This is a genomic window from Paenibacillus sacheonensis (assembly GCF_009909195.1).
GTDB classification, from domain to species: Bacteria; Bacillota; Bacilli; order Paenibacillales; family Paenibacillaceae; genus Paenibacillus_Z; species Paenibacillus_Z sacheonensis.
The window spans coordinates 447,438-470,657 of sequence record NZ_JAAAMU010000004.1 but is presented as its reverse complement, the minus strand read 5'-3'; the positions used below and the strand labels follow the sequence as shown (position 1 = coordinate 470,657).

The 23,220-nt window shown below is 54.6% G+C and carries 21 protein-coding genes; 5 read left to right on the top strand and 16 right to left on the bottom strand.

Going from position 1 to position 23,220, the window contains the following annotated elements; genetic code table 11:
• Position 1: 1 nt before the first annotated feature.
• From GT003_RS10245 to GT003_RS10205, 9 genes are all read right to left on the bottom strand, one after another.
• A complete protein-coding gene (locus GT003_RS10245; RefSeq protein ID WP_239565747.1) occupies positions 2–379 on the bottom strand; it encodes a GntR family transcriptional regulator in 378 nt (125 codons plus the stop codon).
• A gap of 150 nt (positions 380–529) precedes the next feature.
• Positions 530–1,594 (bottom strand): tRNA 2-selenouridine(34) synthase MnmH, encoded by a 1,065-nt coding sequence (mnmH, locus tag GT003_RS10240; protein WP_161697115.1) that lies wholly within the window; start codon positions 1,592–1,594, stop codon positions 530–532.
• 14 nt (positions 1,595–1,608) lie between these two features.
• Positions 1,609–2,658: a selenide, water dikinase SelD gene (selD, locus tag GT003_RS10235; RefSeq protein ID WP_161697113.1), complete on the bottom strand. Its 1,050-nt coding sequence runs from the start codon at positions 2,656–2,658 to the stop codon at positions 1,609–1,611.
• A 226-nt stretch (positions 2,659–2,884) separates the two neighbouring features.
• Positions 2,885–3,898 carry an Ldh family oxidoreductase gene (locus tag GT003_RS10230; RefSeq protein WP_161697111.1) on the bottom strand — a complete coding sequence of 338 codons (1,014 nt, stop codon included), beginning with the start codon at positions 3,896–3,898 and terminating at the stop codon, positions 2,885–2,887.
• 12 nt (positions 3,899–3,910) lie between these two features.
• The gene (locus GT003_RS10225; RefSeq protein WP_161697109.1) at positions 3,911–4,696 is read right to left on the bottom strand and encodes an SDR family NAD(P)-dependent oxidoreductase; all 786 of its coding nucleotides are present in this window, start codon (positions 4,694–4,696) and stop codon (positions 3,911–3,913) included.
• Between the two features lie 14 nt (positions 4,697–4,710).
• A complete protein-coding gene (locus GT003_RS10220) occupies positions 4,711–5,409 on the bottom strand; it encodes a GntR family transcriptional regulator (protein ID WP_161697107.1) in 699 nt (232 codons plus the stop codon).
• Positions 5,410–5,422: 13 nt separating this feature from the next.
• Positions 5,423–7,486 (bottom strand): alpha-galactosidase, encoded by a 2,064-nt coding sequence (locus GT003_RS10215; RefSeq protein WP_161697105.1) that lies wholly within the window; start codon positions 7,484–7,486, stop codon positions 5,423–5,425.
• 285 nt (positions 7,487–7,771) lie between these two features.
• Positions 7,772–8,524 (bottom strand): SGNH/GDSL hydrolase family protein, encoded by a 753-nt coding sequence (locus tag GT003_RS10210; RefSeq protein ID WP_161697103.1) that lies wholly within the window; start codon positions 8,522–8,524, stop codon positions 7,772–7,774.
• Between the two features lie 586 nt (positions 8,525–9,110).
• The gene (locus GT003_RS10205; RefSeq protein ID WP_161697100.1) at positions 9,111–10,091 is read right to left on the bottom strand and encodes an aldo/keto reductase; all 981 of its coding nucleotides are present in this window, start codon (positions 10,089–10,091) and stop codon (positions 9,111–9,113) included.
• A 555-nt stretch (positions 10,092–10,646) separates the two neighbouring features.
• Between GT003_RS10205 and GT003_RS10200 the strand changes: the two genes are divergently transcribed.
• A complete protein-coding gene (locus GT003_RS10200; RefSeq protein WP_161697098.1) occupies positions 10,647–11,903 on the top strand; it encodes an MFS transporter in 1,257 nt (418 codons plus the stop codon).
• A gap of 161 nt (positions 11,904–12,064) precedes the next feature.
• Here the strand turns inward: GT003_RS10200 and nfsA are convergent, their stop codons facing one another.
• From nfsA to GT003_RS10180, 4 genes are all read right to left on the bottom strand, one after another.
• Positions 12,065–12,820 (bottom strand): oxygen-insensitive NADPH nitroreductase, encoded by a 756-nt coding sequence (nfsA, locus tag GT003_RS10195; protein ID WP_161697096.1) that lies wholly within the window; start codon positions 12,818–12,820, stop codon positions 12,065–12,067.
• Positions 12,821–13,039: 219 nt separating this feature from the next.
• The gene (locus GT003_RS10190) at positions 13,040–13,774 is read right to left on the bottom strand and encodes an AAA family ATPase (RefSeq protein ID WP_161697094.1); all 735 of its coding nucleotides are present in this window, start codon (positions 13,772–13,774) and stop codon (positions 13,040–13,042) included.
• Positions 13,775–13,785: 11 nt separating this feature from the next.
• A complete protein-coding gene (locus tag GT003_RS10185; protein ID WP_161697091.1) occupies positions 13,786–15,054 on the bottom strand; it encodes an ABC transporter permease in 1,269 nt (422 codons plus the stop codon).
• A gap of 10 nt (positions 15,055–15,064) precedes the next feature.
• Positions 15,065–15,766 (bottom strand): ABC transporter ATP-binding protein, encoded by a 702-nt coding sequence (locus tag GT003_RS10180; RefSeq protein WP_161697089.1) that lies wholly within the window; start codon positions 15,764–15,766, stop codon positions 15,065–15,067.
• 280 nt (positions 15,767–16,046) lie between these two features.
• Between GT003_RS10180 and GT003_RS10175 the strand changes: the two genes are divergently transcribed.
• The 4 genes from GT003_RS10175 (at position 16,047) to GT003_RS10160 (ending at position 18,815) form a co-directional block, all read left to right on the top strand.
• Positions 16,047–16,241, top strand: a complete 195-nt coding sequence (locus GT003_RS10175) for a hypothetical protein (RefSeq protein WP_161697087.1) — start codon at positions 16,047–16,049, stop codon at positions 16,239–16,241.
• A gap of 475 nt (positions 16,242–16,716) precedes the next feature.
• Positions 16,717–17,448 (top strand): class I SAM-dependent methyltransferase, encoded by a 732-nt coding sequence (locus tag GT003_RS10170; protein ID WP_161697085.1) that lies wholly within the window; start codon positions 16,717–16,719, stop codon positions 17,446–17,448.
• Positions 17,449–17,472: 24 nt separating this feature from the next.
• Positions 17,473–18,402: a hypothetical protein gene (locus GT003_RS10165; protein WP_161697083.1), complete on the top strand. Its 930-nt coding sequence runs from the start codon at positions 17,473–17,475 to the stop codon at positions 18,400–18,402.
• Between the two features lie 176 nt (positions 18,403–18,578).
• Positions 18,579–18,815, top strand: a complete 237-nt coding sequence (locus tag GT003_RS10160; RefSeq protein WP_161697081.1) for an NHLP leader peptide family RiPP precursor — start codon at positions 18,579–18,581, stop codon at positions 18,813–18,815.
• Positions 18,816–18,847: 32 nt separating this feature from the next.
• Here GT003_RS10160 and GT003_RS10155 read toward each other — a convergent pair whose 3' ends face one another.
• The 3 genes from GT003_RS10155 to GT003_RS10145 form a co-directional block, all read right to left on the bottom strand.
• The gene (locus tag GT003_RS10155; RefSeq protein WP_161697079.1) at positions 18,848–20,782 is read right to left on the bottom strand and encodes a sensor histidine kinase; all 1,935 of its coding nucleotides are present in this window, start codon (positions 20,780–20,782) and stop codon (positions 18,848–18,850) included.
• A 256-nt stretch (positions 20,783–21,038) separates the two neighbouring features.
• The gene (locus GT003_RS10150; protein WP_161697077.1) at positions 21,039–21,758 is read right to left on the bottom strand and encodes a YebC/PmpR family DNA-binding transcriptional regulator; all 720 of its coding nucleotides are present in this window, start codon (positions 21,756–21,758) and stop codon (positions 21,039–21,041) included.
• Positions 21,759–22,078: 320 nt separating this feature from the next.
• On the bottom strand, positions 22,079–23,155 hold the full coding sequence (locus GT003_RS10145) for a branched-chain amino acid aminotransferase (protein WP_161697075.1): 1,077 nt from the start codon (positions 23,153–23,155) through the stop codon (positions 22,079–22,081).
• Between the last annotated feature and the right edge of the window lie 65 nt (positions 23,156–23,220).

Sequence of the window (23,220 nt, the reverse complement as noted above, 5' to 3'; positions counted from 1 at the left end):
CCTACCCCTCCTTCTTCTCCTTCGATAATTGATCGCGCAGGATGCGCTCGATCTCTGCCGCTTCTATGCCCAAGCCGTGCATCTCCTCGATGAAGTGCTTCACCGCTATATGCGCCATTTCCGAACGCAGGTGCAGCAGCAGCTCCGGATCGTTCTTGATAAAAGTCCCTTGGCCGCGCAGCGTTTCGGTCAGTCCTTCCCGCTCCATCTCTTGATAGGCTCTTTGTACCGTGTTCGGATTAATGTTGGACATTTGAGCTCTTTCCTTCAACGATGGTATTTTGTCTCCGGGAGCGATCTCCCCTCTGACGAGCGCCCGCTTGGTCTCGTCCACCATTTGCAAATAGATCGGTTGGGGGTTGTTGAAATTCAGCTGCAACGTTCCACCTCCTTGGTTCAATGAACCAGTGCACTATCTCACTAGTGCACCTTGATTCTAATTGCCCTTCGGCCGAACTGTCAACCCGTTTTTTTTTTTGCCTCGCGACAAAAAGAGCGCAGCTCCGGCGGCTGCGCTCCCTCTATTCGCTTATGCATTCGATTTTTCGGCAAACGCGCCATCTTTCTCTTCCGCTTGCAAGAAACGCTTCACTTCTTCTATCGCTTCTTCGACTGAATTCACGCGAATCGTGCAGCGTTCTTGATGGTGTCGGTTCATGGCATGCGCGTAACGCGGATCGTAATAATGCGCCAGCAAGAGGATAATCGCCTCTTCGAATCGATCCTCCTGCAGCAGCGTATCGATTTCTTTGGCGATCGGCGTGTGAATGCGTTCCTTGATTCGGCCGAAGGCTTGGAGCAGCTCGTGTTTGTGTTCCGAGGGCCGATACTCTTCCATGATATGACGAGCACGCACCTCGATCGGCATTTCGATGAACAGCTGCAAGCCGTTCTCCTTCTTATCCATGATGAACCCCGGAATGACGGCTTTGCCGATTCGCTTGCTTTCTCCCTCGACGAGAAAATAAGGCGACTCCTTCAGCTCCAGCAATCTGCTTACGAGAAGCGCCTCGAAGGTCTTCTGGTTGTTGGCTCGCAGCCCGACATGACCGAATATCGATCCCCGGTGTCCGGCCATGGCTTCCAAGTCCAACGCCGGATATCCCTCCTCCTGGAGGCGTCTAAGAATGGCCGTTTTCCCGGATCCCGTATTCCCCGAGACGACGAGGCCTCGAGGCTGGAATTCGATATGCTCGAGCATATCGACGACCCATTTGCGGTACGAACGGAAGCCTCCAGTAAGACGATACGTCCGGATGCCCATCAAGGCAAGAACGGTCGCGGTCGTATGGCTGCGCATGCCGCCGCGCCAACAGAAGACGGCCTTTTGCCCCGGCAGCCGCTCGAACCGTTTCACGAAGTCCGGTAATTTTGCGGCAACGATCTCGAGTCCTCTGTCTTTCGCAGCCCGAACGCTCACTTGCTTATAGAGCGTTCCGATTTCCGCCCGTTCCTCGTCGTCGAAGAAGGGAATATTCAAGCTGTCCGGAATGGTAGCATCCCGATATTCGGAAGGCGAACGAACGTCGATCATGATGATTTCTTTTTTATCCTTAAGCGCCAGCAATTCTTCGATGGTGATATCTTGAAACAATCGATCCCGCTCCTTTAAATGACTGCAATCCGTCCCGGATGGTCCGCTGTCGTCTCTCCGATCATGCCGGCTTCGACGCCGGCAAGCTTCAGCTTATCCAGCAGGTCATCCGCTTGATCGCCAGCCACCGCGATCAACAGGCCGCCCGACGTAACCGCGTCGCATAAGATCCACTGACCGATCTGGTCGATCGAATCGGCAAAGGATATCGAGTCCTGCACATGCGCGAAATTATTTTTCGTGCCCCCGGGAACGAACCCTTCTTCGGCCAGCTCTCTGACTCTTGGCAGCACGGGGACATCCGCTGCGATGATGCGAATGCCCACCTCGCTGCCTTTCGCCATTTCAAGCGAATGGCCGATCAAGCCGAAGCCGGTAACATCCGTGCAGGCATGCACGTCGTAAGGCTCCATCGTTTCGGCAGCCGTCTTGTTCAACGTCGCCATGACCTGCGTGACGCGCTGCACTTCCTCTTCGTTCAAACGATCCTTTTTGATCGAGGTCGTCAAGATGCCGACTCCGATCGGCTTCGTCAGAATCAATTTATCTCCCGGCTGCGCGCCCGCGTTCGTACGGATTCGCCGCGGATGCACGAGTCCCGTTACGGCGAGCCCGAATTTCGGTTCGTTGTCGTCGATGGAATGTCCGCCGACGAGCGTAATGCCGGCTTCGTTCATTTTGTCTCCGGCCCCTCGCAATATCTCGGCAAGTACCTGCTTGTCCAGCGTGCGAATCGGAAAGGCCACGATATTCAGCGCGGTTAGCGGCTTGCCCCCCATCGCGTAGATATCGCTGATTGCATTGGCGGCGGCAACTTGTCCGAATGAATACGGATCGTCGACGATCGGGGTGAAGAAATCCACCGTCTGCACGAGCGCGAGCTCGTCGCTGAGTTTATAGACGCCGGCATCGTCGCTCGTTTCGATGCCGACGAGAAGATTCGGATTCGGGCGTGCCGGAGGCAGCTGCTTAATCACTTCGGATAAATCCGCAGGTCCGATCTTGCAGCCGCAGCCGCCTTTCGTGGAATAGGAAGTCAATTTAATCGGTCGTGATGTCTCCATCGCTTCTCATCCTCTCTGCTGGTCAGGAATTACCCTGTATGAATGTGTAAGGGATGCATCCATCATAACCTATTACAGCCGCGCTTAACTAATTCAAGTGACGATTGGCATGCAAGCTTGTCCGTACGGAAAGGAAAGCATCAACGAAAACACCTTCGAGACCTCCTGCTGCATGAGGTCCCGAAGATGTGGAAACGCAGGATTTATGACTGATATCCATGTCTAATCAAGGCCGTAAATAATCGATCAAATCTTCCGTTAACGGAATCCCGTCCGCAAGACGAATTTGCGCTCTGCGTCTCTCCGGTTCGCCCGGCAGCATCACCTGCGCATAGCCCGGCGCGGGCGGCATCGCCCCGAGATCCTGCACCATCCGCTTCATGTTCGCCGCATACGACTCGGCATTCGTAAATCTGCCGATATCGATCGCGAGCATGAAATGCCCGAGCTTGCGGCGCTCGCTCAGGTCGTCGGCGTACATGGGGCTGACGTACGGTCCGACCGGCGAGCCTGTCAGCATACCCGAGAATAGATCGACGACCATGCCGAGCGCATACCCTTTCGCCCCGCCGAACGGGAGCAGCGCGCTGAACAGCGCCGGGTCGGTTATCGGTTCGCCCGCCTCGTTGACCGCCCAATCGGGCGGTATCGGCTTGCCTTGGCGAATGGCGTCCAATATTTTGCCGTACGCGACCGAGCTCGTGGCCATGTCGACGATAATCGGGGGAAGATCGCCTGCCGGGAAAGCGAACGCCATCGGATTGGTGCCGAAGTAAGGGGCGCTGCCGCCGAAGGGCGCGACCATCTTGTCCGTGTTCGTCATCATGACGCCGATCAGCCCCTGATCCGCGGCCATGTTCACGAAGTAGGACAATGCGCCGCAGTGGCTGCTGTTCACGGCGCTCACCGCGCCGACGCCGTTCAGCTTCGCTTTTTCGATCGCATGGGACATCGCTTTCTCCGCGACGACGTGACCGAGTCCATCGTCTCCGTCGACGATCGCGGTCACCGGACCGGTATCCCGGATCCGCATATGCGGGTTCACGTTGAGTCCGTTCGCGGCGATCGTATCGATATAATGCGGCATGCGCATGACGCCATGCGAATCGACGCCCCTAAGATTGGCGTGGACGAGCACGTCCGCCGCGACCGCGGCATCCCGCTCGCTTACGCCCGCGCCGACGAACTTCCGTATGCACCATTCGCGCAGCTGCGCGTGTTTAACTAACGCTTCCTGCATGCGGCATCTCCTTTAGGATTCCCAATATGCGGCGTTCGGCAGGCTGCCGTCCATGACGTAACCGCCGTCGATCGTTAACGTGGAGCCCGTCATATACCTGGACTCGTCGGATGCGAGATATAAGGCCGCATGCGCGATTTCTTCCGGCTGCGCGATATCTTGGAGGGGAACGCGCTTGAACAGCGCTTCCTTCACGGCCGGGGTATACATGGGGATCGTAAGCTCGGTATACGTGGCTCCAGGCGCGATAATATTCGCGGTGATCTTGTGCGGCGCGACTTCGGTGGCCAGCGTTCGGGTAAACGATTCGACGCCGCCCTTCGCTGCCGTGTACGCGCCGCATGCGGGTTCGGACAGCGTCGCGTGAATCGAAGAGATGTTGATGATTCGGCCGCCTTGGTTCTGCATAATCATCTCACGCGCCGCGTATTTGCAGCCCAGGAATACGCTGGTCAGGTTGTTGCGGAGGATGCGATCCCAGTCTCCTTCGTCCGTATCGACGACGTTCGCTTGATGAATGACGGCCGCGTTGTTCACCATAATATGAATCGCGCCGAAAGCAGCCCGTGTCTCGCCGATATAGCGCTTCACGTCCGAGACGGAACCGGCGTCCGCCTGGACGAATATCGCGTTGGCGCCGATCGCTTCGATCGCCTGCACGACCCTTCGCCCGCCATCTTCGTTCTTGTCCGCGATGCAGACCGACGCGCCTTCCTGCGCGAACACGTTGGCGATGGCCGCTCCGATGCCCGCCGCGCCGCCCGTTACGATCGCCGTTTTGCCCGTTAATTTGCCCATAGGATCCTCCTCGATCAGAACACTTTATAGATTTCGATGAGTTTCAAGATATTATGGAGGGTCATCTCCAAATGCTGCTTCAGGAGCCGCATGGCGCCTGGCTTGTCGCCGTCCCTCAGCGCTTGGAGGAAAGCTTGGTGCTCGTCATGCGACTGCCGCATGCGATGCAAATCCTGCAAGTAATAGGCGCGCGCCATCTGCACATGGCCGTTCAGCTTATCGTAAGAATCGCCGATCAGCTTGTTGCCGGCATACGAGACGATCGTCTTGTGCAGCTTGATGTCCGCTTCCATCAATTCGAATCCGTCCCAGCTCTCTTGGCCGATCAGGCTGTCGAATTCGCGAATGATCTCCGCGATCCGCGCCCAGTCGCGGCTCAGCGCCTCGAAGCCGACATCAAGCGCATACAGCTCGACCATTTCGCGATAGCCGAAGATTTGCATGAGATCCTCGCGATAGACGCCTTTCACGTAAATCCCTTGCCGCGGCACCGTCGTGACGAAACCTTCGGCATCCAGCATGTTCAGCGCATCGCGAACGGGCGTGCGGCTGACGCCGAGCTTCTCGGCGATATCCGCGGCGTCGATCCGTTCGTTCGGCGTAAACTCCCTGCGCATCATCATCACTTTCAACTTTCGATAAACTGCTTCCTTGCGGTCCTGCTGGCCTTCCAGATCCGCCTTGTTAAGCGATTCGAAGCTTTTGCCGGTCATGGTGCACCTCCACTTATCTCGTTAGACGATCAGCCGCTTCCCCTACTGCGATTACGCCTGGCGACATCGCGCCCAGGCGCAGGCTGAACGTAACGCCGTCCGAATGCCAATGCGCTTCCGCTCCGGATACGGGCATCGGCGCACTTTCGCCGCCGAGCAGCGCGACAGGCACGTCAAAGGTCAACTCCGTGTCCTCTTCCGTCAGATTAAAGACGTTAATGACGCCGCCGGCTTCATCCGCGAGCGCGTGCAGATGGATATGCTCGGCGATGCCATGGAACGCGCCGCGCACGAAATACGGCTTCAGCTGCTTATAGACGCTCATTTGCCCGCAATAATTGGCGAAGCGCGCTTCCTTGTCGTACGGCGCCAACGCGCCTGCAATCTCCACGCTCGGATGACTGGTCTTGCCGCCGATGCCGAGGTGGCGAATCGTCGAGGCGCACCACCAGAAGAATACGGAGTTGTCATTGTCGGCAGCCATCGTGATGTGCAGATAGAGCGGGATGCTGCAGCCCAGATTGTAATAATAAAGCGCCAGCGCCTTGCCCGTCTTCAAGTCCTCGATGCAGTTCCACATGTATTCGAAGCCCCAGTTCTCGTCGTAGCTGCCGATTCCGGGAGCGCCTTGGTGGAAATACGTCGGAACGTAGAGCGAGGTTACCCACGGGGATACGGGGTCGTGCACCTCGGTCAACACCTGCGGGCATGCGGCGCGCACGTCATGAGCCAGCCGGTAGACGGCTTCGACGTGATCGAGCGGCGTCGATGGCACCTGATGTCCATGATTCGGGTTATAGCACGGACCGCGCCAGTCCATTTCGTCGAACATCATAAAGCGGATGCCCTGCTTGGAAATCGCGAGAATCCGATTCAGCTTCTCTTCATAGAATCGCGGATCGCAGAGGCACATCTCCCAGAAATGATAGCCCCATACGGGTTCCATCTTCTCCGGCTGCATCGGTCCGTACGAATGCTCGACGAAATAACGTTCCGGCCAATGCGGCTTGTAGGCGCGCAGAATCGTCCGATAACCGAGATCCAGGCCGTAATCGTCCTTTAATTCGCGGACCAGATCGGACACGGCGCCGAGCCGCGAGTCGTCCCACAACGTGAGCCCTTCCGCGACCTCCCAGCCGGGGTCCAGATACAACAGCTCGCAGCCGCATGCCTTCGCCTTCTCGGCCTCCCGCAGCAAGGCCTCCTTGTGATAATGCAGCTTCAGCTGCTCCGCATCCGAGTGATGCCAGCCGATGTCGTACAGCTCGTTCCAATTCACCGGCGGATCGTAATCCGCGCCGTGCGTATGCCCCCGGGACTCTTGGAATGAACGATACAACCCGTAAGCCGTCTGGATCGATCCTTCGTACGGATAATAGTGCGTCTGCCCGAAGTGGAACGTTTGTCCTGGCGCCAGCCTTCGGACGCCGAACGGTTCGCCCAGCAGCGCGAGTCCCGCTCCGCCGAAGCGCAGCAGTCCTTCGCCATCGACGAGATCCGTTCTTGCCATGGCGTATTCGATCTGTTCGTTGTTGTATTTGATCACGACGATCCCTCGGTCGCCATCGCCCCAAGCCCACGCCTCCGAACGGAGACCGATCTCTTCGAAAGGAAGTATCTCTCTGGAAGCGTCAACGTACATGCTGTTCTTCGCTTTCCCGGCCAACAACTGTTCGACCGTAAAGTCATGACAGGTGCCGTCCAGCTCAATCAAGAACGGAATCGCGCTTAGCCGCCAAGCCGCCCGGCCGGACAAAGCTGCCGTGAACCCCAGCATCGCTTGGTCGATCGCGACTTCGCTCGCGTTCGTATTCGTGATCGAGATACGCTCCGCGACGCCCAAGCCATCGCTTGTAAACGTTTGCAAAATCGTGATGCCGGAATCGCCGAAGCTGCCTCTTCCTTCCGCCGCGCCAATTCGAACCGTCCATGCCAAGCGCGACAAATCAAATGCCGCGGGCGCTTGGCCGTTAACGCCGGCCGTTATTGAATATTGGTAAGGCCGATCGGAATAAACACGGTCCGGCTCCACGGTTACGAGGTATGGAGAATGTTCCTTGATCGTCACTTGAAGCATCTGTATAGCCTCTTTTCTGAGAGATGGGAATAAGGTGGGGAAAATTAGGGATAGGACTGGATGCGATGCGACTGGATGCGTTGAGTTGGACTGGACGGGATGGACGGGATGGACGGGATGGAATAAGACTGGATGGAATGGAACGAGATGAGATGGGACTGAATGCGATGGGATTGGATGCAATCAGATGGGAATGATTGGTGACTCTTCTCCTCTAATATATCAGATGATATTTAAGTGTCAATGCTTATCGTGTCCATGTTTACAAAAAGAAAAAGACCGCCCTTATGCGCGGTCTCTCTCGTATTCATTCGTCGGTCTATCCTCGAAGGAGCAATCGAACAATTCCTCCAAAAGCGTCTTCGCCATGACGCCATGTCCTTCGCCGTCCGGATGAATGCCGTCCCCGTATACGAAGTCAGGCTGTTGATTCCTTCGTTCGGCGATAAACGCAGACAAAGGCGCGTAGACGTCAACCACCTGATCGACCGCTCCGACGAGCTCGGCTTTGATCCACGTTCCATACTGCCGTAAGACGGACGTATAATCTTGATAAGGCTCCATATAGCTGTAGTTTTCCTTCCCGTCCGGCAGCAGCTTGTCCGAGCTAATCGATCGAGAATCAAACGGCGGCGGCGTCATGACAATCACCTTGGCACCATAGGATCCGATCGTTTCAATAAGCTTCAGCATGCCTTGCTTGTATGCATCGAACCGTTCATTAGAGAATGGATAATAGATGCCGTCATTCATGCCGTAACAGGCAACGACCCAATCGGGTTTGCTTTGCTCCAATGCTTGGCGCACCCGGTTCAATACGCATGGACGCGGAAAAGGGTGATCCGGTTCGCTAAGCCCGGACACCGTTTCGCTGCTCAGACCATGATTCATCAGCTCCACCCGCTTATGAGGCATTTGCCGGGTCAAATAGTCCTGCATCATCGTGATGTAGGTTCCGTTCTCGGTGATGCTGTCGCCCAAGAAGACGACTTTAAGGCTGTCCGGTACTTGTCCGTCTTGCTTCAAGCTGCTTTGCATGCTGTCGCTCCTCTGCTTGCTAGTGGATCCCCATAAGCCGCGGCATTCACGGCACTCTCTTCGCCGTTGAATGAAATCCAAGCAGCGGATCTCTTTCTCCTAAATATAGCAGGCGATCGCAGGCAGTCAATGCCTAATCTCTTTCCATGCCTCATAGAAAAGAGACCGCCGTCGCGGTCTCTTCGGAATGTCGAGAATAGCTAACGATTGTGACAGGGGTTAATCTGCTCAAAATGCCCACTTTAGATCGCTAACGGTTGTCAGGAGGCTTATGGCGAAGTTTTCCCCTGCAAAATCGCTTGTTTGCGATCACTAACGCCTGTCACGCACGTTAGCGTTTCTCGAGACGTATTTTCAGCCGAATAACGACGCTGGCAGCCGTTAGGAGTCCGTCTGCAGTCACGTTGAATGATCGACAGCTACCGCCGCTCGCTGTTCGCCGAACCTAAACCCCCAACCAATTCAGAGGCGTTCTATGCAGTCTGACCAAACCGCCATCGCGCCATCGCGTCATCGCTTCTTCGCATCATCTCGCCATCGCAGGCTCTCTTCGCGCAGCTATTCAACTTTCGTCATCCTCGGCGTTCTACGTTGCGCCGACGACCGGATGCGGCACATACAGCTCCTCAAGCGATCGGATCTCATCCGGCGTTAACGCGATCGCAAGCGCGCCGACCGCTTCTTCGAGCTGGACGTTATTCGTGGCCCCGATAATGGGAGAAGCCACTTGCGGCTTTTGCAGCAGCCAAGCCAGCGCGATTTGAACGCGGGGAACGCCGCGCTGCGCAGCGATGGCCGCAACGCGATCTACGATTAGGCGGTCTGCGGCCGCGGTTGCATCGTATTTCATCTTCTGCGCTTGGTCGGTCTGGGAACGGTACGTGGTTTCGGACGAATCGCGGCACAACCTGCCGGAGGCGAGCGGACTGTACGGAATCACGCCGATTTTCTCTTCCTTGCAGAGCGGCATCATCTCCCTCTCCTCTTCGCGATAGATGAGGTTGAGGTGATTCTGCATGGAGACGAACCGGGTCCATCCATGCCGTTCCGCGACATGCAGCGCCTTCAGGAACTGCCACGCGTACATCGCAGAAGCGCCGATGTACCGGACTTTGCCAGCTTTCACGACGTCATGGAGGGCTTCCATCGTCTCTTCGATCGGCGTGCCGTAATCCCAGCGGTGAATCTGGTACAGATCCACGTAGTCCGTTCCCAGCCGCTTCAGGCTCTTATCGATTTCGCTCATGATCGCTTTGCGTGACAATCCGGCACCGTTGGGTCCTTGCTCCATGCGGAAATGAACCTTCGTGGCGATGACGATTTCGTCGCGGTTGGCGTAGTCCTTCAATGCTCGTCCGACGATTTCTTCGCTGGAGCCGACCGAGTAGATATTGGCCGTATCAAAAAAATTAATGCCGAGCTCGAGCGCGCGCTTAATCATGGGACGACTGTTCTCTTCGTTAAGCACCCACGGATGCGTCCAACGTTCCGAAACGCCGTAGCTCATGCATCCCAGGCAGAGGCGAGAGACGTCCAATCCGGTATTTCCGAGCTTCACGTAGTCCATTTGCTTCCCTGCTTTCCGATTCTTCGTTATTGCTTACGCAATCGTTCTTGTCTACTTGGTGATGGTTTATGTACGAGTCGCAGCTATTATCTCACTTCGAGTTCACTCGAAGTCAAGTTCATGGCGCGTAAATGAGACAGACTGCCGATGGATGGGAAATTCCTCCTACCGGCAACCTGGTCTTAGTAGGGCCGTCTGGCATCCCTCCGCATGCGAGGCTCGCCAGTTCGCCAGCGTGCTAACGCCGATCGCCGCGGAACAAATTCCTGGTGCTTGCGCATTGCACATCCTACCGCTCCCGTTATGAAACTCGCGTGGATCTTTTCATATGTGGGTTGAAAGCGATTTATGATTGGATGCTGCCTGTAAAAATGAAAAGAAGGCTTGCGCGCGGCATGGACGCGAACTATATACAAGGTTCCATGTTTCAATAATTGACAATGAATCGGTCCCAAGACGGAGTAACGATCATTCCGGCGAAGCTATTCGACGCTATGGAAGTCTTATACAATGCTAGGAGAACAGGAAATCCGGATAATCGAAAGGGTGATATGCATGTCGTCCAATCAAGCCGCCCCCGCCCCCTCCCTGCTCGCCAATCGGTTCGTGCAATCGATTCTGGTGTCCACGTTGTTTCTGCAGATCGGGATCTGGGTGCGCAATATCGCCATCTTGCTGTATGTCAAAGAAATGACCCACGACAATGCGTTCGCCGTGTCGCTCATCTCGGTCGCGGAGTATGCGCCCATCTTCATCTTCTCGTTCATCGGCGGCACGTTCGCGGATCGCTGGCGGCCGAAACGAACGATGGTCGGCTGCGACCTGCTGAGCGCGGGCTCCATTCTCGGGATTCTTGTCGCCCTGACGTACGGCTCGTGGAAGGTCGTCTTCTTCGCAACGCTGGTGTCGTCCATACTATCGCAATTCTCTCAGCCTGCGGGCATGAAGCTGTTCAAGCTGCACGTGCCCGAGCATCTGGTGCAAAAGGGCATGTCGGTCTATCAAACGCTGTTCGCCGTTTTCATGATTTTCGGTCCTGTCGTCGGCATGTTCGTCTTCCAGACCTATGGAATCAAGACGTCCATCGGAATTATGGGCATCGCTTTCCTGCTATCGGCCGCATCGCTCTCTTTCCTTCCGCGCGATCGCCGGGAGCAAGAAGAGAAACAGACGACGCAGGTGCTGGCAGACATGAAGGCGGGGTTCCGCTATATTCGGAATAACGTGATCCTTCGCAAGCTCGGCGGCAGCTTCTTTGCCGTGGGACTCGGCTTTGGCCTGATCCAGCCGATGGGCATCTTCCTCATAACGGAGCGGCTCGGAAGGCCGGATTCCGATCTGCAGTGGTTCTCGCTGATCAATGGCGTTGCCATGATTGCCGGAGGCGTGCTGGCGATGGGCTTCGCGAGCAAAGTATCGCCGCAAAAGCTGCTTACGTTCAGCATGGTGATCGTCAGCTTGACGATCATCGCCATGGGCTTGTCCACGAGCTACGGGCTGACGCTGGGACTGCAGTTCGTAAGCGGACTGGCATTCCCGTGCATCAATATCGGCATCAACACGATGATGATGAAGAACACGGAGGATTCGTTCGTGGGCAGGGTGAACGGCATATTGAGCCCGCTCTTTACGGGCTCCATGGTCGTCATGATGCTCTTCGCCGGCGGCATTAGCGACGCGTTCTCGCTCGCCGCCGTCTACGTTCTCGGCGGGTCGTTCGTCCTCGCGGGCTCCGCGGTTCTGGTCCCGCTGCTCAAGCTGAAGACCGTCCACGTCATGCCGACTCCGCAAGAGAAAGCTGCCGGCAATTAGTCCATAACGGAGTCGCGACGGCTAGCTTCCATTTACCAAGCAGCATGTATCGTCGATATTCATTGTGCGGGATGAATGGAATCATCCCGAGCAAACCCAAAAAGCCCTCTTCGGCCGCCGAGCGCCGAAGAAGGCTTTTTGCACGTTCGGAATTGCTTTTCCTAGTCCAAGCGGAAGCCCTGGCTTAACAGAAAGTCGCGCATATGCGGACGAAGATTCTTCAAGCGGAAACGGGCAGCCATTTCCGTCGACCAGACGGAGGCTCGCCCTCCTCCCGTGCGCTGCGCGTAATACTCGGCCATGACCGCGTCGTAGGCTTCGATTCCCTCCTTGAAGCCTGCTTCGGAATACGCCTCTTCGTGATAGACGACCGGTAACGGCAGTCTCGGCCGTACATCGGGCGCTTGGGTCGGCGTACCGACGCACATGCCGAACACGGGATAGACCAGCTTCGGAAGCTGCAGCAGCTCGGAGACTTCTTGCGGCCGATTTCGAATGCCGCCGATATAGACGACGCCGAGCGCCAGCGATTCCGCGGCAATGGCCGCATTTTGAGCCGCAAGCGCGCAATCTACGGTCGCCATGATGAAGGCCTCCATATTCGACGGCAGTTCGAACTCTGGCTCCTCCGTCTCCATCGCCCCGCCGACCGCCGACTGCAGCCGGTTCAAATCCGCGCACCAGACGAGAAACAGCGGCGCCTGCTCGACATGCTTCTGATGGCCCGTGAGCTCCGCCAGGCGCCTTCGTTTCTCTTCGCCGCGAACGCCGATCACGCTGTACGCTTGAATATTCGAAGAGGTGGATGCCGCTTGCGCGGCGCTTAAGATTGCCGTCAGCTGTTCGTCGGTCACCGGATCCGGCGCGTAGCTTCGGATGGAGCGATGCTCCTTCATGAGGGAGATGATATCGTTCATGGTGTCGTCCTCCTTGTGTTCGCATTCGCAAGTTAACCTTTATGGCTCGCCGTTATTGACTGGCTGTTATCCACTCGCTGTCATTCACTTGCTGTCATTCACTTGCTGTCATTCACTTGCTGTTATTCACTTGCTGTTATTGACTGACTGTTATTGACTCGCCGTTAGTGACTGGTCGATATTCACTCGCTGTTCGCGACCGGCCTTAATCTGCCGGGCTCAGTCCCCTTCGTCTTCGTCCTCTGCATCGTCGAACAGCTCCTTCAATACCCGTCCCCGGTTATCCAGAAACCGCCTCGTCACGATGTAATGAAGCGTATCCTCGTATCGGATATCCTGGACCGGCACCGAATCGAAGTCATAAATCCTCGCCTCCGGATAGCCAAGCAGAATGGGCGAATGCGTCGCGACGATGAACTGCGCTTCTCCCTCCAGATCGTGCATGATGCGCATGAGCGCCAGCTGCCTGGCCGGCGACAATGCCGCCTCGGGCTCATCGAGCAGATAAATCGCCCGTTTCCCGAAACGATGCTTGAACAAGGAGAGAAACGCTTCGCCGTGGGATTGCGCGTGCAGCGAACGTCCCCCGTAGTAGGGGAGCGACTCCGGCATCGAGTCGATGTGGGAGGCGAAGCTGTAGAACGTTTCGGCCCGGAGGAAGAAACCGTTCGTGATCTTCGGCAGCCAGGACAGGCGAATATGCCCCCCGAGCGCGGAGCCGGAAGCGTCCACGTCATACGCGTTATTGCGCCCGCCCCCGGCCGTGTTGAAGCCGCATTGATACGCGATCGCCTCGAGCAGCGTCGACTTGCCGGAGCCGTTCTCCCCGACGAAGAACGTCACGTTCGTATCGAACGTTAATGACGTTAATGAACGAATAACCGGAATCGAGAACGGATATTGGCGCTGATTCATCTCCTCCTGGCGGTCTATCGTTATGCTTCTCAAGTACATGGTCACAGCTCCTAAGCTTCTTCTTCCTTCCGTTCCGTCCGGAGCAGCATCGTCGACGACACGAGGTTACAGATCAGCAGCCAGATCAATACGCCCGGTACGATGGCAACGAATCCCCCCGGACCATAGGTCTGCATGCCGTCGATCAGGCCGAACAGCGCCGCTGCCGGAACGACGAGCCAGAACCGTACGCGCTTGGCCGAATCGCGAAGCGCTGCATCCGTCCAACGGAATTGTTTGAAATACGGTTCGGCAGTCATGCCGCGCCAGTGCGAGATGACCCAGCTTGACAGCAGCAGCATCAGCGCAACGGCGACAAAAGGCTTGATCACCCCGGGCGATAGGAGCACGGCTGCCGCGGACAGGAAGATAAAGATCAGCCACGTGCGAACGAGCGGCAGCCGCCGAATGAACGCCTTGATGATCATCTCGCCGAGTATCGTCTCGCCGTCGAACTTCTTGAAGATCCGATTGGAGCGGCGGAGCAAGATCGGCCGGCTGAGTTTGACGCGTGGTTTCCGCCGGATGACGTTGCGCAGCAAGAGCTGCGTGCTGGCCAGCCTCGCGAGCTGTTCCTGCTGCACGTCGGATTCGAAGGCATCTCTTGCGCGCAGCTTGAGGCGCAGCAAGAGTACGGCTGCCACTGCACCGGCGAGTATCGGAACGAGCAGGTCGAGCGGCGAAGTACCAAGCACGATCATCGGAATAAGGTAGGTGGCCGCGAGCAGGAGCATGGCCGCCGTCTTCATCGCCCATTTGCGGAAGCCAATGAACCTCGCCTCGATGATATTTCTCCCCATGGCGCCGATCATGGCCCACATCCACGTATACAGCACCATCGCGATGATCGCCGATGCCGGGAAATGATGCACCGCAAGGAAGAACGGGAACAATAAAACGTAGACGAGCGCCGTCAAGACGAGCAGCATCAGCGCCGTATAGACTGCCCCCCGCCGCAGCAGCCCTCTGCCCCAAGACTGCTTCTGCAATAAGAAGAGGACGTCCGCTTCTTCGGTAAAGGTTCGCAGCCGGCCGACAAAGATGACGACAAGCGGCAGCCGCTCGCCCGTCCAAAGCGGCAGCTTGACGAGCCAATCCGCCGGATGATGCCATAAGTCCACGTACGTGCCGCCGCCGATCCACAGCAGCGGAAGAATGAAATATACCCATACCGTCCAGTCCAGCGCCGTCCGCCACACTTTCCACTGCTCCGACCAGAACCGGCTAAGCCTTCGCCTGAACAAGGTGCCTATGCGCCAATTCGCCATTTGCTTTTCCATTCTGTACCCCCTATGTCAACGCATAGAAGCAATCGGTCAGCGGCGCGTCGACGGCGCACCCTGCTTGCTCCCGGACCTGGCCCAGCGTACCCTGCGCCACGACGGATCCATCGTTGATGAGGATGATCCGGTCGCAGATACGTTCGGCGGTGTCGAGCACATGCGTGCACATCAGCACCCCGGCGCCCCGGCGGCGTTCGTCCTGCAGGAGCTCGAGAAAATCCCGCGTTGCCCGCGGATCGAGACCGACGAACGGCTCGTCCACCACGTACACGTCCGGCTGCAGCAGGAAGCCGATGATAAGCATCATCTTCTGCTGCATCCCCTTCGAGAACCCGGTCGGCAGCTTATGCCGCTCCCCCGACATGCGGAACCGTTCCAGCATTCGCTCCGCCCGCTCCATAAACGTCTGCTCATCCAGCTCGTAAGCGGATGCGGCCAGCTGCAGATGCTCCCACAGCGTCATATATTCATAAAGCACCGGCTGCTCCGGCACATACGCATAACGTCCCTGTTCGCCGCCGAACGCCACGGTCCCGTCGACGCTGCGCAGAAGGCCGAGCAGCGACTTGATCGTCGTGCTCTTGCCAGCGCCGTTCGGGCCGATCAGGCCGACTAACTCTCCCGCTTCAATCGCGAACACGATATTTCGGATAACATCCGCATCCGCCGCGTATCCGGCTTTCCGAATCTCTACGTCTAATACAGCCATGATTCCATTCCCTCCAACCGGCATTGCCGTCTTTTAACGATCGTTTACCGTTCCAATGCGGCAACCGTCATTCGTTGCTTATGATGAAATCATACCACTCCGCGACAGCCTTGTCCTACTATAAGCAACCGGTATAGCTAACGTCAACGTCAACGGCAGCGCCAGATGGATCGCATGGAAAAAGGCCGCCTCAAACGGCAGCCCTAGGAAGCTAGCATTAGCTACAGATAAGATCCTCGGGGCAGCAGATCCTTCGTTCCGCCCAGATTGCGCACGGCCCTTGGAAGCCGATCAGCTCGGAGAACAGCATGCGGTCTTCGCCGCGGCCCAAGGCCATCTCCGTCTGCTGCTGACCTCGCTCGCGCGCGAAGCGATGCGGAATCAAAGTCCTAGCAGAACACTAAGCGGCGATTCGTTGATCGACGAATCGCTGGCCTATATTCATGCGCATTACGCCGAGCCGCTTCGTGTGTAGGACCTCGCCGCGGGCGTAAATTTAAGCAGCGGGTATTTCATCGCCCGGTTCAGAGAAGCGACCGGCTTCAGTCCCGTCGATTATGTCATCCGAATATGGCTGAATCAGGCCAAGAAGTGGCTGCAGCGCAGCTCCTATTCACATCGCGGAGCGGTGCGGCTTCAATGTCCCTCTCTTATTTCAGCCGGCTCTTCCAGCGATGTCTATAACCACGAATAAAGGGATGATAATCTGCAGAGCAGCGAAGCGGTTAGATTGGCCTAGCGTCATCTGCAGCGGCCCGTTCAATAATGAACGGGCTATTTCTATATAATTTATCTCTCAACCAGGACATAACTACTATATTCGACATGAATATATGAATATTTGCATTGTTCGACATAGGCTTAAAGACTTATAATACGATTAACCACTGTCATGAATTGGAGGCGATGAGAAAATATTACGCTTCGATACGACGCCGCTTTTCAACGATATGCTCACGCTGACCACGGAACTCTTCTTTCAGAAGGAAAATGATTGTTTTCTTCGCGATCATTTAACGACCGCATCCACCGTGCTCGATATTGGCTGCGGCAACGGCGCTTACTTGGCAGCCATTAAACTTCATTACCCGCATCTTAGTTGTACCGGCCTGGAAATGAACCAACGCATATATCAATACGCTTCCCTCCAATCAACAGCCGGACTTTCGTTCATCCATTCCGATTATCGGGATTTGCCGAATTGGGATATAACATTCGACGTTGTCATCGCTAGGCTCGTTATCATGCATTTACCGGACCTTGAACATTTTCTGGCTTGGCTGCGACGCATCACCCACGGATCGTCGACGATCATTATTCTGGATTACGATGACGATGCGTCGGCCGGCCTTCAAGACGCCCGCTTGCCCCTATTCGAATCCTTGTTTCAAGCTTCCCGCAAGAACTTGTTAGATCGCTTCGCGGTTCCGCTCCCAGCGAGACTCATGAATGCAATCGCAAATGACGGCAATAGCCGGATAGAACCGCAAAGTTACCGTCTTGTTGCGGATAATCCAGAAATCAAAACGATCATGCACCGTTACATGGAGACCGTAATACGAACCTTGCAAAACTGCAGGCTGCAGCAGGAGCAAAAAAAGGAACTGGACGAGTGGCTGATAGACGAAACTCTTTCCTACGGAGTAAGCATGTTCGGCTGCATCGTGCAACGAAACGTATGACAGACGCGAGAGGATGGGATACCTATGAATTGGAGTACGGATTACGAGAGCGAACTCGTTCATGTCTTCGAAGAAGCGGAACGCAGGATAGATGCCTACCCTGCACCTTTGAACGCTAAAGGCCGCGCGTATTTGCAAGCTTTTAATCCCCTGAATCCTTCCGGAACCAAGAATCACATTTGCTATCTGCTGCCCTTTTGGATGAAACCCGTAACCGTTTTGCCCGCGCGGCAATATCGTGACTTGTCGCTTGCGAACGTCTTCGTCATGCTTTATTTTTTTACTCAAGACGATTTGATGGACACTGCTCCTGAGGACTGGAAAGAACAATTGGCCTTAGGGAATCTCTTTCATCTCAGTATGTTGGAGCTGTATCGCGGTATGTTCGACAGCTCCTCTCCATTTTGGGAGCACTACCGTGAATACGTTACGAACTGGTCATTAGCCGTAGCGTATGAAAAGCCATTCGTCGCTTTGACGCCTTCAGCTCTCGCTCTAAAAGCCGCTCCGGTCAAGCTGGCGAGCACCGGAGCCCTGTATTTGGCTGGCCGGCAAGATCTCGAAATTGTCGTATCCGAAGCCGTCGATCTTGCCTTGGCCACCCTCCAGTATTCCGATGATTGGGCGGATTGGGAAGAAGACTTCGACTCGCGCAACGCAAACAGCTTAATCAGCATGATTGTTTCGGAGGAAGCCCCTTCATCCACGCCTATCTCGAAGAAAGACATTCAAAATGCCATCTATATTCATGGAGCCTTAAGCAGATTCTCTCGTATGGCCGAGGTTAACTGCGAATCGCTTGAATCCCTTCAACTTCCTCTACCTCATCTCGCCGCCTTTCAAGAAAATTTGGCTCGAAATCTCGTGCAATCAGCGGAACACTTGGAGCGGAATAAGCGGCTATTATTAGATGGCGGGTTTTCATTTTATTTGTCGACTCAATTATCTTCTTAATGAACTTATAATTAGGAGTAGAGCCCTGATGATAGCGTGTCGGCATTCTAATTTTTTTCATATTTTAATATTTTTGTATAACATGTCGAATGTTAGCGATAAATGATAGAACTATTTTCCTGAAGATGGTACAATATACCTGATTCTATATTCCTAATAACGAGGTGCAGTACGAGATGAACGAGCAGGAGCTTAAGCAGCAGATTATCGAGAAGGCATGGACCGACGAAGAATTTAAAGCCCAATTGATCGCGGATCCCAAGAAAGCGCTGAACGATGCGTTCGGCATCTCCATTCCCGATGGTTTCGAGATCGTCGTTATCGAAGAAACAGGGACTAAAGTAGCGCTTGTCATCCCGGAGAACCCATCCAAGTCTACTAACCCGCCCCATAATCTTCAGGCCACCTGGTAATGCGACTCCTTACATACAAACAAACGCGAAGGTCAGATGACCTTCGCGTTTGTTTGCATGTACCGAGCTGCCGGAAATCGGATCATTGCTTCCGTGCCTACCCCGAGTTCGCTTTTGAATGTAATCGTGCCCTTCATCAGTTCTATGATTCGGAAAGTCACCATCAATCCAAGCCCGGTTCCTTTGGATTTATTCGAGAAGTACGGTTCCCCTAAGCGCGCCAGCATTTGTTCATCCATCCCATTGCCGCTATCCGCAATATGAATGACGACATGTTCCCGTTCCTCGTATGCCCAGACGCGAACGATACCAGAACCTTCGAGCGCTTCAATGCTATTCTTGATCAAATTGATGATCGCTTGCTTTAGTTTGGAGGAATTACCCATAATTCGCAATGAGCGCGGCATGTTGACTTCCAATTTCCCTCCTTGCAAGTTCGCGAGCGGCACGATAATGCCTTCGACATGTTTGAATTCTTCCGCCAAATTCAACTCGACGATTTGTTCCATTTGGGGTTTTGCGAAGGTCAAGAAGTCGGTAATGATCACGGATGCCCGGTCCAACTCGTCAATGGCGAGTTGATAATAATTCTCCTCCGAGACAGTGCTGCTTCTCGAACCGTTATTGTTCTTTTCGCCAAGAATTTGCAGCAAGCCGCGCGTAACTTGAAGCGGGTTGCGCACTTCATGCGCGACCGAGGCAGCAAGCTGGCTGATGATTTCCATTTTCTCCGATCGTTGAATTTCCGAGTTATATATCTCCAAATCGCGGGAATAGGAAACGATCAATTTGTGCTGATAAGCGATCCTTCGGCCTAGAACTACGATCAGCGAAAGCACGAACGCTATTAATCCCCACTTCCACCAAGATAACTGATACGTTTGCGAGGAAGAGTAGAAAAGCGCAAGCTCGCCGATGCTAACGACCGAAAAGACGGCGAGTCCCGAAGCAATGATGATGGAGTCGACATTGCGATTCCATAGTTCACGAATCAACATGATAATAATCAACAAGAATAGGGCGATCATCACATAGCCCATCATCGTCACGGATACGAACATGTACAATTTATAAATCGAAACGTCGAATGTATAATATACGACCATGGTCGCCAGCACAAGCGACGAATAGACAATCAAAAACCTGCGGAAATAGGTAATGATATTCCGATGTCCTCTTCCGAACAATTGTTCGAAGAAGATGATCAACGCCGGCAAAAATACGTTAAGCGAGGTATCGAATAGCATTTGGAATAACGAGCCGTGCTGTCCATAGAAAGTATACGGATACGGAGAATAGCCAATCATGAGACCGCCGATCGGCAATATGATGAAACAAAGCGACAACCACATTTTTAGCTGCTGCCGCACCAAGAACACGGAGCAAACAAGCATGACGAAAGCAACGAAAATATAGGCAAATCCAATAATCATATCGATCAAATCTTCATTCGCGTACGCTCTGACCAGATTCTGATAATTGCCGAATTCGAATCCGGAATCGAGACCTAAACGTTCGGTATTGCCTTGCATATGCAAATATAACGTTTCTCCCGACGCTTCCTTCTTCAGGGAAATCAAAACGCGGTTTAAATCATACCCGATATCGCGAGTGGTATGAAAAAGGACTTCTCCGTCCAAGTAGACCGTAATATCCTGACCATATACTTTCGGGAACAACGCCGCCCAATTGTTTTGCAGCATCGGAAGCGTCATTCTGACCCACGCCGATTCTACCCCTTCCGGTGAGCCCGTCCATCCATCTCTCGCCTGAACCGTCTGCCATTCGCCGGCGGCATCCGCCTGATCGGGCAGTGTCGTGACTCGATCCGCTTGTTCCCATCTCAATTCCCACGATGACACGCTCGGCATATCGGGAGAAGAAGATGCCCATACTGCCGCTCCCGGCAAGAACGTCATCAAGCAAAGCACGGCGATCAATACGGTTAGCATCGTTTTCAGCTTCATCAGGAACCTGCACCTCGGACTCATCGAATAGTTACGCTGTTACTTCCATTGACCTCACTTGGACTGCTTTGATCTCTGACTAAATATGACTTTATTCGACAAATTGAACGCATGACCTTGTAGGCAATATGACTCATCTACCAACCTGATCACGCTGCCTCTACCGTCTATATTACCTCATATTTACAACGAATGGCACAAAAAAAGCCGCAAATACGCGGCTTTTTCATATTTTTAACTATTCAACCATAGATGTCTACTCTTCAAATTCCACGTTGTGGTAAACCTGCTGCACATCTTCCAAATCTTCCAGCATGTCGATTAGGCGCTCGAATTGCGCCTGCGATTCTTCAGGAATCGACACGTAGTTCTGAGCCATCATCGTCTGCTCGGCAACCGTGAAATCGGTAATGCCGGCTTGCTTGAACGCCTCCTGAACCGCTTGGAATTGATTCGGTTCGGCATACACGATAACCGCTTCGTCCTCTTCGACGATATCGCGGACATCGACGTCCGCTTCCATCATCAGCTCAAGCACGTCGTCGACGGATTTACCTTCGACGCCGATGACGGCGGTCGCGGTAAACATGTAGGATACGGAGCCGCTGACGCCCATGCTGCCGCCGCATTTCGTGAAGGCGGAGCGAACCTCCGGCGCCGTGCGGTTGACGTTGTTCGTCAGCGCGTCGACGATCACCATGGAGCCGTTGGGACCGAAACCTTCATAACGCAGCTCCACGTAGTTGTCGTCGCCGCCGCCTTTGGCTTTGTCGATGGCGCGGTCAATGATCGCCCGGGGAACATTGTATGTTTTCGCGCGTTCCAGCACGAATTTCAAGGATTGGTTGGATTCCGGATCCGGCTCGCCCTTCTTGGCGGCTACGTAAATCTCAAGACCGAATTTGGCATAAATACGACTCGTATTGGCATCCTTCGAAGCTTTCTTCTCTTTGATATTATTCCATTTACGACCCATCTTGGTTCATTCCCGCTTTCTTTGGATTTCGATAGCCTGCAAAAAACATTCCGTTGTTTATTATTACATTTTCAGCCCGGTCAGAACAAGCTTTACGGCGAAAAAGGCGTTGAAATTCGGTGACAAGCCGACAAAAAAACCGGTCTCTCGGGCAGGAACCGGCTCAATCTATCCCAAATCCTCGGGAGGAATTACGCGACCTTCTGATTTTCAAGAAGTAAAAGCATCGATTCGCGGACAAGTCGCCGCTCATGCAAAAAGCGCCGAACAGATCCCCTGGACCTGCCGGCGCTTTCGGGACCGCGCGATGCGCAGTCGAATTATTTCACTTCAACCATCCAGTTAAACGGATCTTCCTGCTTGCCGTACTGGATGCCCGTCAAATTGGTATACAGCTTCTCGGATACTTCGCCGGTTGCGCCGCCGTTGATGATCAGCTTCTCGCCGAGCCAGTTCAGCTCGCCTACAGGCGAGATGACGGCCGCGGTGCCCGTGCCGAATGCTTCCTCGAGCTTGCCGTTACGGCCCGCTTCATAGATTTCTTCGATCGAGAGCACCCGTTCCTCGACAGGGATGTTCCAATGCTTCAGCAGCTGGATCGTCGAATTGCGCGTGATGCCGTCCAGAATGCTGCCGTTCAGCGACGGCGTGTAGACGGTGCCGTCGATCTTGAAGAATACGTTCATGCTGCCGACTTCTTCAATATATTTATGCTCCGCCCCGTCAAGCCAGAGGACTTGCGTATAGCCTTTCTCGTTGGCCGCTTCCTGCGCTTTAAGACCGGCAGCATAGTTGCCTGCCGTCTTCGCTTCCCCGACGCCGCCGATCATGGCGCGCACATAACGGGACTCCACGAAAATCTTGACCGGGTTGATGCCTTCCGGATAGTACGCGCCTACGGGCGACATGATGATGATGAATTGGTATTCGTGCGATGGATGAACGCCGAGCAGCGGCTCGGTCGCGATCACGAACGGACGAATGTACAGCGAGTTGCCTTCGCCGTCCGGAATCCATTCCTGGTCGATATTCGTCAAGGCTTTGACCGCTTCTATGCCGAGTTCCACCGGAATCGGGGGGATGCTCATCCGATCGTTGGAGCGGATAAGGCGCTTCATGTTCATGTCGGGGCGGAACAGCTGGACGCGGCCGTCTTCGGTGCGATACGCTTTCAAGCCTTCGAACACGGTTTGGCCGTAATGGAACACTTTCGCGGCCGGGTCAAGCGTGATGGGCTGGTAAGGCACGATGCGGGCTTGGTGCCAGCCTTGCTCGGACGAATAATTCATAATGAACATATGATCCGTAAAATGGATGCCGAAGCCGAGTTTGTCCTGCGGCGGTTTTGCTTTGGGCGTTGTCGTGCGTTCGATCGTGATCGGTGTGGATGCGATCATGGAGATCCCTTCTTTCGTCATATTCGTTGTTTAATTGCATTTTACTATGACCGTAGCTATATTAA